This is a genomic window from Enterobacter sp. 198 (assembly GCF_009025585.1).
Taxonomy (GTDB): domain Bacteria; phylum Pseudomonadota; class Gammaproteobacteria; order Enterobacterales; family Enterobacteriaceae; genus Enterobacter; species Enterobacter ludwigii.
The window spans coordinates 96,712-109,409 of sequence record NZ_WCIM01000007.1; the positions used below are offsets into that span (position 1 = coordinate 96,712).

General features: G+C 51.6%; 10 protein-coding genes and 2 rRNA genes. 4 read left to right on the forward strand and 8 right to left on the reverse strand.

The features are described 5' to 3' along the window. Positions 1-133: 133 nt before the first annotated feature. Positions 134-649 carry a Der GTPase-activating protein YihI gene (gene yihI / locus F8561_RS02385; protein WP_014172254.1) on the reverse strand — a complete coding sequence of 172 codons (516 nt, stop codon included), beginning with the start codon at positions 647-649 and terminating at the stop codon, positions 134-136. A gap of 578 nt (positions 650-1,227) precedes the next feature. On the opposite strand from yihI, the gene yihA reads away from it, so the two are divergent. Next, positions 1,228-1,857, forward strand: coding sequence for a ribosome biogenesis GTP-binding protein YihA/YsxC (gene yihA, locus F8561_RS02390; RefSeq protein ID WP_014172255.1), 630 nt, complete (start codon positions 1,228-1,230; stop codon positions 1,855-1,857). 311 nt (positions 1,858-2,168) lie between these two features. Here yihA and polA read toward each other — a convergent pair whose 3' ends face one another. Both polA and F8561_RS24300 read right to left on the reverse strand, forming a co-directional pair. Then, on the reverse strand, positions 2,169-4,961 hold the full coding sequence (polA, locus tag F8561_RS02395) for a DNA polymerase I (RefSeq protein WP_151887106.1): 2,793 nt from the start codon (positions 4,959-4,961) through the stop codon (positions 2,169-2,171). Between the two features lie 322 nt (positions 4,962-5,283). Then, positions 5,284-5,562, reverse strand: coding sequence for a hypothetical protein (locus F8561_RS24300; protein ID WP_223399272.1), 279 nt, complete (start codon positions 5,560-5,562; stop codon positions 5,284-5,286). Here F8561_RS24300 and F8561_RS02400 point away from each other — a divergent pair. Next, a complete protein-coding gene (locus F8561_RS02400) occupies positions 5,459-6,310 on the forward strand; it encodes an acyltransferase (protein WP_232937915.1) in 852 nt (283 codons plus the stop codon). The genes F8561_RS24300 and F8561_RS02400 overlap by 104 nt on opposite strands. Before the next feature lie 24 nt (positions 6,311-6,334). Here the strand turns inward: F8561_RS02400 and dsbA are convergent, their stop codons facing one another. The 3 genes from dsbA to F8561_RS02415 form a co-directional block, all read right to left on the reverse strand. Beyond that, on the reverse strand, positions 6,335-6,958 hold the full coding sequence (dsbA, locus tag F8561_RS02405; protein ID WP_020883990.1) for a thiol:disulfide interchange protein DsbA: 624 nt from the start codon (positions 6,956-6,958) through the stop codon (positions 6,335-6,337). 27 nt (positions 6,959-6,985) lie between these two features. Then, entirely contained in the window at positions 6,986-7,972 is a 987-nt protein-coding gene (locus F8561_RS02410) for a serine/threonine protein kinase (protein WP_020883991.1), read from the reverse strand. Positions 7,973-8,047: 75 nt separating this feature from the next. Continuing rightward, a complete protein-coding gene (locus F8561_RS02415) occupies positions 8,048-8,317 on the reverse strand; it encodes a YihD family protein (RefSeq protein WP_010436801.1) in 270 nt (89 codons plus the stop codon). 68 nt (positions 8,318-8,385) lie between these two features. Between F8561_RS02415 and mobA the strand changes: the two genes are divergently transcribed. Beyond that, a complete protein-coding gene (gene mobA, locus F8561_RS02420; RefSeq protein ID WP_151887107.1) occupies positions 8,386-8,970 on the forward strand; it encodes a molybdenum cofactor guanylyltransferase MobA in 585 nt (194 codons plus the stop codon). After that, complete coding sequence (gene mobB / locus F8561_RS02425; protein WP_063157195.1) at positions 8,967-9,470, forward strand: molybdopterin-guanine dinucleotide biosynthesis protein MobB; 504 nt, start codon at positions 8,967-8,969, stop codon at positions 9,468-9,470. The genes mobA and mobB overlap by 4 nt, the downstream gene beginning before the upstream one ends. A 74-nt stretch (positions 9,471-9,544) precedes the next feature. Here the strand turns inward: mobB and rrf are convergent. Continuing rightward, positions 9,545-9,660, reverse strand: a 5S ribosomal RNA gene (gene rrf / locus F8561_RS02430). Between the two features lie 63 nt (positions 9,661-9,723). Further along, positions 9,724-12,629, reverse strand: a 23S ribosomal RNA gene (locus F8561_RS02435). Between the last annotated feature and the right edge of the window lie 69 nt (positions 12,630-12,698).

Genomic DNA, 12,698 nt, shown 5'->3' on the forward strand with positions numbered 1-12,698 from the left:
CTCGGGCCATCACTCGGGTGCGCAGCCACTTCTGTCGCCGCGACAACCGCCGTAGTTTAACGAATAACCACACCAGATAACATATAACCGGAAGGGTTATTAGCAGGACTATCGTCCCTGCCGGATGCAAATGTTAGTTTCCACCCTTCAGAAGACGCATCATATCTTCCTGCTTTTCGTCTTCTTCTTCGTCTTCGTCATCGTCGTAAGACAGACCCAGCTTCTGCATCAGCTCATCAATGCGGTCCAGTTTGGCATCAACCCATGACTGCTCTTCGGCGGTCAGGGTTTCCCCCTCTTCAAGACGTTCCAGCAGCGCGTCCAGGCGCTCATCGTTCTCCAGCAAATCCAGCTCAGCCTGCGGTGAAAGCATAGGTTTCTCGCTCTTTGGTTTGTGCTGCTTAGTGACCGGGGTGTCTGTCACGCCCAGTGGAACAGGTGTTTTACTGCCAATACGTGGGTCTTTCTGCTGCTTGTTTTTCGCAGAAGCGCCAGAAGCATCACCACCGTTTGCACGGCTACCCGCAGCATGACCGCGATGTTTTTTATCGCGTTTGCGATCGCGCGATTCCTGGTTCAGTTCTTCGCGCGTTTTGCGGTGTGCTTTTGCAGGGCGTTTAGCGCCCGCAGCGGAGGTCGGTTTTTTCATGATGTTTTATCTTTAAGTCGTTTTCTTCAGTATAGAATTGCGGCGAAATCTAGCAGAAAGCAAGCAAAGAAAAAAGGCGACAGAGCAATCTGTCGCCTTTTTTCCTGACTCACAACCCTTAACGGGTCAGACATTCCGTGTTTGCCAACAACAAACCCTGTTTATCCCTTGGCTAATACCATCCGTGATACGGTTCCGTTTCCTGTTAAAACGCCTCCAGGCGTTGGTCATCCTGACAATCCTGCGTCTTCGCCTCCTGGCGCTCCTGACCCTAATCCTTAAGTCTGTTTCCTGTTGGCTTCCTCGCCCTGACGCACACTTTACCCTGTTCAGTTAAACTGACAAGCAACGAAACGGCACAAAAACGGATTTTCAGATAATTACCCGAGAATAAGCTTATGATTTAAAACAATTTGGCTTTTTTAACGCCTGCGAATTCTCTGAAATCTCCCATAGTATTCATAGCCGATCTCTCACAACCGCCAGGGTTTTAACCTACAGGCACTGTGCAATCAAAAAAGTCTTTTGCCGGCATTCAGGTATAATCCCCCTCAGATTACGATTTTGGAGACGACCACGTGACTACCTGGAACTACCAACAGACGCATTTTGTCACCAGTGCGCCCGATATCCGCCACCTTCCTTCTGATACTGGCATTGAAGTGGCTTTTGCTGGCCGCTCTAACGCGGGGAAATCCAGCGCCCTGAATACGCTGACCAATCAAAAGAGCCTGGCGCGTACCTCAAAAACACCTGGCCGTACTCAGCTGATTAACCTGTTTGAAGTGGCAGAAGGCAAACGCCTGGTCGACTTACCGGGATATGGTTACGCGCAAGTACCGGAAGAGATGAAGATCAAATGGCAGCGTGCGCTGGGTGAATACCTGGAAAAACGCCAGTGCCTGAAAGGTCTGGTGGTGCTGATGGATATCCGCCATCCCCTGAAAGATCTCGATCAGCAGATGATCGACTGGGCTGTCTCAAGTGAGATAGCCGTGCTGGTACTGCTGACTAAAGCGGATAAACTGGCGAGCGGCGCGCGTAAAGCGCAGGTGAATATGGTTCGCGAAGCGGTGCTGGCTTTTAACGGCGACGTACAGGTAGAGCCGTTCTCCTCACTGAAAAAGCAGGGTGTCGACAAGCTGCGTCAGAAGCTCGATAGCTGGTTCAACGAGCTGGAACCCGCGACGGAAGCGGAAGAAGAGTAATACCGAGCGCGGCGATGTCCGCGCTTTTTTTGCCTGGATTTTTCTTTGCCGCAATAAAAAACGCCCCAGTCATTACTGACTGGGGCGGCTAAAATATTCAGCCAAATCCGATTACGTGAAGTAAAAGGTCTGAAAGATAGAACATCTTACCTCTGTACCCTACGCGAATAACTCTACCCCTTTTTTTGCTGTAGAAAAAGCACTTTTTGTAGTTTTTTTTCATTCTTTACATAGGGAATTCTAATGATCGTCACAAAACGCACTTTGTTATGTTGCTAACTTACATAAAAAGCGCGTTATTGGCAGAACCCTTAGTGAGCTTGATCCCAGTTTTCACCGCTGCCCACTTCCACCAGCAACGGCACGTCAAGCGTCATGCTGCTTTCCATCAGTTCGTGGATCTTCTTCGACACGGTGTCCAGATCATCTTTGTGGACTTCGAATACCAGTTCATCGTGTACCTGCATGATCATCTTCACGCGTGGCTTCTCTTTTTCCAGCCAGGCATCAACCGCAATCATCGCGCGCTTAATAATGTCTGCCGCCGTCCCCTGCATCGGGGCGTTGATGGCAGCACGTTCTGCACCGGCACGACGCGCGGCGTTGCTTGATTTGATGTCCGGCAGATAAAGGCGACGGCCATCCAGGGTTTCGACGTAGCCTTTCTCCTTCGCCTGCGCACGGGTGCGTTCCATATATTCCAGCACGCCCGGATAACGCTCGAAGTAGAGATCCATATACTTCTGCGACTCTTTACGCGGAATGTTGAGCTGGCGCGAAAGGCCAAAGGCGCTCATGCCGTAGATCAGACCGAAGTTGATCGCCTTAGCACTGCGACGTTGCTCGTGAGTCACGCTGTCCAGCGGCAGCCCAAAGACTTCAGCCGCCGTTGCACGGTGGATATCTTTTCCTTCCGCAAAGGCCGTCAGCAGCCCCTTGTCGCGTGACAGGTGCGCCATAATACGCAACTCAATTTGCGAGTAGTCGGCCGAGACGATCAGGTAGTCGTCTGGCGCGATAAACGCCTGACGGATACGACGGCCTTCTTCATTGCGTACCGGGATGTTCTGCAGATTTGGATCGGTCGAGGAGAGACGACCGGTCGCCGCCACAGCCTGATGATACGAGGTATGCACGCGGCCCGTTTTAGGGTTGATCATCAGCGGAAGTTTATCGGTATAGGTAGACTTCAGCTTCGCCAGACCACGGTACTGGAGAATCACTTTTGGCAGCGGGTAATCCAGCGCCAGTTCCTCAAGCACTTCTTCAGACGTTGATGGCGCGCCGCCAGGGGTTTTCTTCAGCGGCTTAATTCCCTGTTTTTCAAACAGGATGGTCTGAAGCTGTTTCGGAGACGAAAGGTTAAACGGTTCGCCGGCAAGCTCATGCGCCTTCTGCTCAAGCTCGGTCAACCGCTGCGCCAGTTCTCCAGAGTGGTTATGCAGCACCGTCGGATCAATTTTTACGCCGTTGCGCTCAATGCGCGAGAGCACAGGTACCAGCGGCATCTCAATGTGCTGGAACACGTTCAGCGGACCTTCGTGCTTCTGCAGTTTTGGCCACATCTTCAGGTGCAGTTGCAGCGTGACATCGGCGTCTTCGGCCGCGTAGCGACCCGCTTCTTCCAGGGCAATCTGATTGAAGGTGAGCTGGTTTTTACCTTTTCCGGCAATCTCTTCAAAGGTAATGGTCTTATGCTTGAGCCAACGGTCGGATAAGGAGTCCATATCGTGACGACCCGCCACGCTGTCGAGAATGTAAGATTCCAGCATGGTATCGAACGCAATGCCGCGCAGCTCAATGCCATAGTTTTGCAGAATGCCGCGATCATATTTGAGGTTTTGCCCGACCTTAAGCGCCTTGTCATCTTCCAGAATCGGCTTCAGCAGCTCCAGCACACGCTCACGCGGGATCTGATCAGGCGCATCGAGGTAATCATGTGCAACGGGCACATAGGCCGCCATTCCCGGCTCCGTCGCAAATGACAGGCCGACCATATTGGCCGAGATGTTATCGAGGCTGTCGGTTTCCGTGTCGAAGGCAAAGAACGGCGCTTTTTTGAGTTTCTCAATCCACGCCACCAGCTGTGACTCTTCAAGGAGGGTTTCGTAATTGTCGAAAGAGAGCGCGATGGCCTCTTCTTCTGCCAGCTCTTCGGCATCAATGACAATCGTCTCCTTTGGCTTAGCGGCCGGTTTGGCCCCTTTTGCCTGCAGCCATTTACCGGCTTCCACGTCCGTGGTCCAGCGCTTGAATTCGTATTTCTTAAACAGGCTTAGCAGTTCGTCTGCGGAAGGCTGCTGCACTTCCAGCTGCTCACAACCCAGTTCCAGTTCAACATCGGTTTTAATGGTTGCCAGCTTATAGGAGAGATAAGCCACCTCTTTGTTCTCTTCCAGCTTTCCGGCCATGGTTTTTGCACCACGGAAGGAGAGCCCGGCGATTTTGTCCGGCTCCGCGTATAGCGTATCCAGCCCGCCCAATCCCTGAAGCAGAGCCTGGGCGGTCTTTTCACCCACGCCAGGTACACCCGGGATGTTATCCGAGGAGTCGCCCATCAGCGCGAGGAAGTCGATAATCAGCTCTGGCGGCACGCCATATTTTGTGACCACCTCTTCAGGCCCAAGGATGGTGTTGGTCATGGTGTTAATCAGGGTGATACCCGGCGTTACCAGCTGCGCCATATCTTTATCCCCTGTACTGATCAGTACCGGACGACCCATTTTTTCTGCTTCACGTGCCAGCGTACCTATTACGTCATCGGCTTCGACCCCAGAGACGGCCAGCAGCGGCAAGCCCATCGCTTTTACCATCGCGTGCAGCGGTTCAATCTGCGCACGCAGATCGTCAGGCATTGGCGGACGGTGAGATTTGTAATGCTCAAAAAGCTCGTCGCGGAAGGTTTTACCTTTCGCATCAAACACCACTGCCGCATGGGTTGGCTGGTACTGAAGGATCAGGCTGCGCAGCATGTTTAGCACGCCGTACATTGCGCCGGTAGGTTCCCCTGCGCTATTGGTCAGAGGAGGAAACGCATGGTACGCCCGATACAGGTAAGAAGAGCCGTCGACGAGAATAAGAGGGTTTTCTGGGATCTGAACCATAATGTCCGTGCCTTTAATCAATTTATGCGTAAAGGATGCCACAGAAGGATGAAAACATCAGTTATTAGCGCCAGATACAGGAAAAGATTTTGCGATCGTGAGGATCGCTCGCAAAAATAAATCTGTGGATAAGTTTGTGCATACTTTTACGTCACAGGAATAACAGACGCTAAAAGTACATACCTCATAATAAATAGATGCTATATATCATAGATTTATTATCTTTCATTTGATCTTTATGGCCAATTGATGACAATTTAGTCTATGTGGATATAAGCCCTGGGCCGCATGCCGTTATAGCGAAATCTTCTGCTCCCGGGCGTTATCCCGCAACGCCTGGCATGAAAGCACCCTTATTTTGTCTGATTTCTGATAAAATCAGCGCCCTGCACCGGATAGCCGGCCGCTCACTTACAGCTAACCATCTGAAAAAGCTCATCATGTCGAGATTGCTCGCAGCAATAACATTACCTTTAAGCATCATTTTAACTATTCTGGTGACTGTCGCCTGTTCTGTGCCGATCATTATTGCCGGCATCATTAAGTTGCTGCTGCCCGTGCCCGTGGTATGGCGAGCCGTATCCGCATTTTGTAATTTCATGATGTACTGCTGGTGTGAAGGACTGGCGTTCCTGTTGTACCTGAACCCACACCTGAAGTGGGATGTGGAAGGGCTTGAAGGCCTCAATAAAAAGAACTGGTACCTGCTTATCTGCAACCACCACAGCTGGGCAGACATCGTGGTGTTATGCGTGCTTTTCCGCAAACATATCCCGATGAACAAATACTTCCTGAAACAGCAGCTCGCCTGGGTGCCTTTTATCGGTCTGGCCTGCTGGGCGCTCGATATGCCGTTTATGAAACGCTATTCGCGCAGCTATTTGCTTCGTCATCCGGAGCGTCGTGGTAAAGATGTGGAAACCACGCGCCGTTCCTGCGAAAAATTTCGCGCGCATCCGACAACCATTGTGAACTTCGTGGAAGGCTCGCGCTTTACGGAAGAGAAGCGTCAACAAACTCGCTCTCCTTATCAGCACCTGCTGCCGCCCAAGGCTGCGGGCATTGCGATGGCGCTTAACGTGTTGGGCGCGCAGTTCGATAAATTACTCAACGTCACGCTCTGCTATCCGGAAAACGACAGGACACCCTTCTTCGATATGCTCAGCGGCAAGCTGACGCGGATCGTTGTACGCATCGAGCTGGTGCCGGTTGATGACGGGTTGCACGGGGATTACGTTAACGATAAGAATTTCAAACGTCTTTTCCAGCGTTGGCTGAATACGCTCTGGAATGAGAAAGATGAACAGATAGAAAAGATTAAATCTTCATACAAAAACGCCGGTCAGTGACCGGCGTTTTTTTCTTTATTGCTCTTACTTCTTCTCGACCAGATATTTCACGGTATCCGCGTACTGCTGTACGAAGATATCCATGCTGCTGGTGTCCATGCCCTGCGTGTTCAGCTGATATTTGCCGTTAACATACATCGCCGGAACGCCCTGCAGCTGAAGGTCTGCGGCGGCTTTTTCCTGCTGGGCTACCAGAGATTTCACCACAAAGCTGTTCCATGCCGCGTCGTATTCTTCACCTTTCACACCGGCATCCACGAAGACTTTACGGATATCTGCAGTCGTCTGAACTGTCTGGGTTTTCTGGACTGCTTCAAACATTGGTGCAGTGATCTTATCTTCCACGCCCAGCGCGATAGCTACCGCCCATGCCTGAGTCAGGTCTTTACCCAATGGGCCCAGGAACTCAACGTGATACTTGGTCATTTTGGTGCCTTCTGGCAGCTTTTTCTTCACGTTATCGGAAACATGCAGCACCTGCTCGAACTGATAGCAATGTGGGCAATAGAATGAGAAGAACTCCAGAACCTGTGGCTCGCCAGCGACTGGTTTTTCCAGCGTCGTATACTGTTTGCCGTCGGTAAACTGCGCAGCAGAAGCGCTAAATGCCAGAATCATACCTGCCAGCGCCAGCCAAATTTTTTTCATGATTAACTCTCTCCTGGGTGTGTCCAATTAATACATCGGCGTTAATTGCAGAGGGGGCTCCTTAAGAACCTTAACCTGCTCAGTAAATGTGGATATCTGGCTGCGCCAGTAATCCTCTCCGGTAAGCCACGGGAAATTACGGGGAAATGCAGGATCGTCCCAACGCCTGATTAACCATGCGAGATAATAAACAAAACGCATCGCGCGTAAAGGTTCAATCAGGACAATTTCGTCTGAATTAAAAGGGCTAAACTCTTCATAGGCCTCAATAATCGTTTCAAGCTGCATCCGTTGCTCAGCTTTATCGCCATTGAGCAGCATCCACAGGTCCTGAACCGCAGGCCCCATACGTGCATCATCGAGATCGACGAACAGCGGGCCATCACGCCAGAGAATATTACCAGCGTGACAATCGCCGTGCAGACGCAGAACGGAAATATCATCGCGCCAGCAGGTTTTCACCGCATCAATAAGTTTATCGGTCGCGTTGAGGAAATTATCCTTAAGCGCTTTGGGGATTAGCGCCGAGGTTTCAAATACCTGACGAGGTTCAAGCAGGTATTCCTGAATACCGATTGTCGGACGGGCAATAAAGTCTTCTTTGCGTCCCGTCTGGTGAATGCGTCCCAGATATCGGGCAACCCACTCCATCTGATCGATATTATCCGCTTCAAACTGGCGGCCCCCCAGGCTTGGGAATACGGCATAGTAAAACCCTTCGTGGGTGAGCAGCGTTTGGTTATTAAATTTAAGCGGCGCGGCAACGGGAACATCATCATCCAGCAGATCGTGAGCAAACTGGTGCTCTTCCTGAATTTGTTCTGCGGACCAACGTTGAGGGCGATAGAACTTTACGACGAAGCGCTGACGATCCTCGTCCTGAAACTGATAGACGCGGTTTTCGTAGCTATTTAAGGGAGTTAGCCCGGAATCCACCCGAATACCCTGTTCAAACAGCGCATCCATAATGGTATCCGGGTGTAATGTCTGGAAAGTAAAAGCCTGGTCGTTCATCCGATCATCCGGAAATTATACGAATGATTCAGGATATCATCTTGTGGCGATTTCGGTGCCGCCGCTTACAAGCTTTTACTCTTTAATTACGCCACGTGCACGCAGCAACGCGGTTTTAAAATCTTCCTCATAATCTTTCTGAATACCAGGAATAACAGCGTCTTTGGCAGAGTCGCGCATTTTGAGATGGTAGATCAGGATATCGTCAGAAAGGTCTGTCAGTTCGCCGTCAAAACCTGACTCTTTCGCCAGTTTCTGTAAAAATTGCATCAGATTAAGCTCTGGTTCTTTTTGCCAGGCCGGCTGGAGGAGTTCAATGACTTCATTCAGACGTTTACATTTCATGGTGGTGCTCCTTTCATTGAGAGTGACACGTTAGCAGGGTCAATCCCACAATAAAAGAGGCGATATTCATGAATCATGGCCAGCAAATAATCGGCGTTGTTCTGGCGGGTGGCAAGGCAACCCGAATGGGGGGGAAAGATAAAGGTCTTCAGCTCCTTAACGGTAAGCCACTCTGGCAGCATGTCGCTGATACGCTTGCGGGCCAGGTCATGACAATGGCCATCAGCGCTAACAGGCATAGAGATGTTTATCAGCGTAGCGGGTATCCCGTTTACGAGGATACGCAGGAGAATTACCCCGGGCCGCTGGCCGGTATGCTTTCGGTTATGCAGCAGTCGCACGGGGAGTGGTTTATCTTCTGTCCGTGTGATACCCCGTTTATTCCGTCTTGTCTTGTCGAACGCATGGTACGGCTTCGTGGTAGCGCACCCGTTGTCTGGGCCCATGACGGTGAGCGTGACCACCCTGCTGTTGCGTTGATCCACCGTTCGTTAGTTCCGGCGTTACAGGAGTACCTGACGGCAGGAGAGCGCAGGGTGATGACTTTTATGCGCCAGTCAGGCGGCCATCCCGTCGATTTTAGCGATTTGAAGTCGGCGTTTATAAACGTCAATACCACAGAAGATTTGCAGATGATGCAGGAGAAAAAATGATACCTGTTTTGGCCATTTCAGCCTGGAGTGGTACCGGGAAAACGACGCTGCTGAAAAAACTGATCCCTGCGCTTTGCGCTAAAGGTGTTCGCCCCGGATTAATTAAGCATACGCATCACAATATGGATGTCGATAAGCCGGGAAAAGACAGCTATGAGCTGCGTAAGGCGGGAGCAGCCCAAACGATGGTGGCGAGTGATCAGCGCTGGGCATTGATGACTGAAACACCGGATGAAGCGCCGCTGGATCTCATGTATCTGGTTAGCCGGATGGATCACTCTACTCTGGATCTGGTGCTGGTTGAGGGGTTTAAGCATGACGCGGTGGCGAAGCTCCTGCTGTTCAGAAGCCATGCCGGGCATGATGTTCACGAGCTGACGCTCGATGAGCATGTAATTGCAGTCGCCAGTGACGTAGCCCTGGATCTGGAGATACCGGTACTGGATTTGAATAACGTTGAGGAGATCGCCGCGTTTATTTTGAATTGGTGTGCTGTCTGATGCTCTCTCCGGCAGCGGGAAAAACCCAAAGCAAAAAACCCCGCACCATACGGTACGGGGTTCTTTTAATTGATGCCTGGCAGTTCCCTACTCTCGCATGGGGAGACCCCACACTACCATCGGCGCTACGGCGTTTCACTTCTGAGTTCGGCATGGGGTCAGGTGGGACCACCGCGCTAAAGCCGCCAGGCAAATTCTGTTATCTGTATCAGCTGAAAATCGTCTCTCATCGCCAAAACACCTTCGGCGTTGTAAGGTTAAGCCTCACGGTTCATTAGTATCGGTTAGCTCAACGCATCGCTGCGCTTACACACCCGACCTATCAACGTCGTAGTCTTCAACGTTCCTTCAGGAGACTTAAAGTCTCAGGGAGAACTCATCTCGGGGCAAGTTTCGTGCTTAGATGCTTTCAGCACTTATCTCTTCCGCATTTAGCTACCGGGCAGTGCCATTGGCATGACAACCCGAACACCAGTGATGCGTCCACTCCGGTCCTCTCGTACTAGGAGCAGCCCCCCTCAATTCTCCAGCGCCCACGGCAGATAGGGACCGAACTGTCTCACGACGTTCTAAACCCAGCTCGCGTACCACTTTAAATGGCGAACAGCCATACCCTTGGGACCTACTTCAGCCCCAGGATGTGATGAGCCGACATCGAGGTGCCAAACACCGCCGTCGATATGAACTCTTGGGCGGTATCAGCCTGTTATCCCCGGAGTACCTTTTATCCGTTGAGCGATGGCCCTTCCATTCAGAACCACCGGATCACTATGACCTGCTTTCGCACCTGCTCGAGCCGTCACTCTCGCAGTCAAGCTAGCTTATGCCATTGCACTAACCTCCTGATGTCCGACCAGGATTAGCTAACCTTCGTGCTCCTCCGTTACTCTTTGGGAGGAGACCGCCCCAGTCAAACTACCCACCAGACACTGTCCGCAACCCGGATTACGGGTCTACGTTAGAACACCAGCCATTAAAGGGTGGTATTTCAAGGTTGGCTCCACGCAGACTGGCGTCCACGCTTCAAAGCCTCCCACCTATCCTACACATCAAGGACCAGTGTTCAGTGTCAAGCTATAGTAAAGGTTCACGGGGTCTTTCCGTCTTGCCGCGGGTACACTGCATCTTCACAGCGAGTTCAATTTCACTGAGTCTCGGGTGGAGACAGCCTGGCCATCATTACGCCATTCGTGCAGGTCGGAACTTACCCGACAAGGAATTTCGCTACCTTAGGACCGTTATAGTTACGGCCGCCGTTTACCGGGGCTTCGATCAAGAGCTTCGCGTTACCGCTAACCCCATCAATTAACCTTCCGGCACCGGGCAGGCGTCACACCGTATACGTCCACTTTCGTGTTTGCACAGTGCTGTGTTTTTAATAAACAGTTGCAGCCAGCTGGTATCTTCGACTGATTTCAGCTCCACCCGCAGGGGCTTCACCTACATATCAGCGTGCCTTCTCCCGAAGTTACGGCACCATTTTGCCTAGTTCCTTCACCCGAGTTCTCTCAAGCGCCTTGGTATTCTCTACCTGACCACCTGTGTCGGTTTGGGGTACGATTTGATGTTACCTGATGCTTAGAGGCTTTTCCTGGAAGCAGGGCATTTGTTACTTCAGCACCGTAGTGCCTCGTCATCACACCTCAGCGTTAATAAGGAACCGGATTTACCTGGAACCTCCGCCTACATGCTTAAACCGGGACAACCGTCGCCCGGCTAACATAGCCTTCTCCGTCCCCCCTTCGCAGTAACACCAAGTACAGGAATATTAACCTGTTTCCCATCGACTACGCCTTTCGGCCTCGCCTTAGGGGTCGACTCACCCTGCCCCGATTAACGTTGGACAGGAACCCTTGGTCTTCCGGCGAGCGGGCTTTTCACCCGCTTTATCGTTACTTATGTCAGCATTCGCACTTCTGATACCTCCAGCACCCCTCACAGGACACCTTCAACGGCTTACAGAACGCTCCCCTACCCAACAACACATAGTGTCGCTGCCGCAGCTTCGGTGCATGGTTTAGCCCCGTTACATCTTCCGCGCAGGCCGACTCGACCAGTGAGCTATTACGCTTTCTTTAAATGATGGCTGCTTCTAAGCCAACATCCTGGCTGTCTGTGCCTTCCCACATCGTTTCCCACTTAACCATGACTTTGGGACCTTAGCTGGCGGTCTGGGTTGTTTCCCTCTTCACGACGGACGTTAGCACCCGCCGTGTGTCTCCCGTGATAACATTCTTCGGTATTCGTAGTTTGCATCGGGTTGGTAAGCCGGGATGGCCCCCTAGCCGAAACAGTGCTCTACCCCCGAAGATGAGTTCACGAGGCGCTACCTAAATAGCTTTCGGGGAGAACCAGCTATCTCCCGGTTTGATTGGCCTTTCACCCCCAGCCACAAGTCATCCGCTAATTTTTCAACATTAGTCGGTTCGGTCCTCCAGTTAGTGTTACCCAACCTTCAACCTGCCCATGGCTAGATCACCGGGTTTCGGGTCTATACCCTGCAACTTAACGCCCAGTTAAGACTCGGTTTCCCTTCGGCTCCCCTATACGGTTAACCTTGCTACAGAATATAAGTCGCTGACCCATTATACAAAAGGTACGCAGTCACCCCATAAAAGAGGCTCCCACTGCTTGTACGTACACGGTTTCAGGTTCTTTTTCACTCCCCTCGCCGGGGTTCTTTTCGCCTTTCCCTCACGGTACTGGTTCACTATCGGTCAGTCAGGAGTATTTAGCCTTGGAGGATGGTCCCCCCATATTCAGACAGGATACCACGTGTCCCGCCCTACTCTTCGAGTTCACAGCCTGTGTGCTTTCGTGTACGGGACTGTCACCCTGTACCGTGCGACTTTCCAGACGCTTCCACTAACACACAAGCTGATTCAGACTCTGGGCTGCTCCCCGTTCGCTCGCCGCTACTGGGGGAATCTCGGTTGATTTCTTTTCCTCGGGGTACTTAGATGTTTCAGTTCCCCCGGTTCGCCTCGTTAACCTATGTATTCAGTTAACGATAGTGTGTCGGAACACACTGGGTTTCCCCATTCGGACATCGCCGGGTCAAAGGTTCATATCACCTCGCCGGCGCTTTTCGCAGATTAGCACGTCCTTCATCGCCTCTGACTGCCAGGGCATCCACCGTGTACGCTTAGTCGCTTAACCTCACAACCCGAAGATGTTTCTTTCGATTCATCACCGGTTTGCGAAAATTTGAGAGACTCGAACACACAT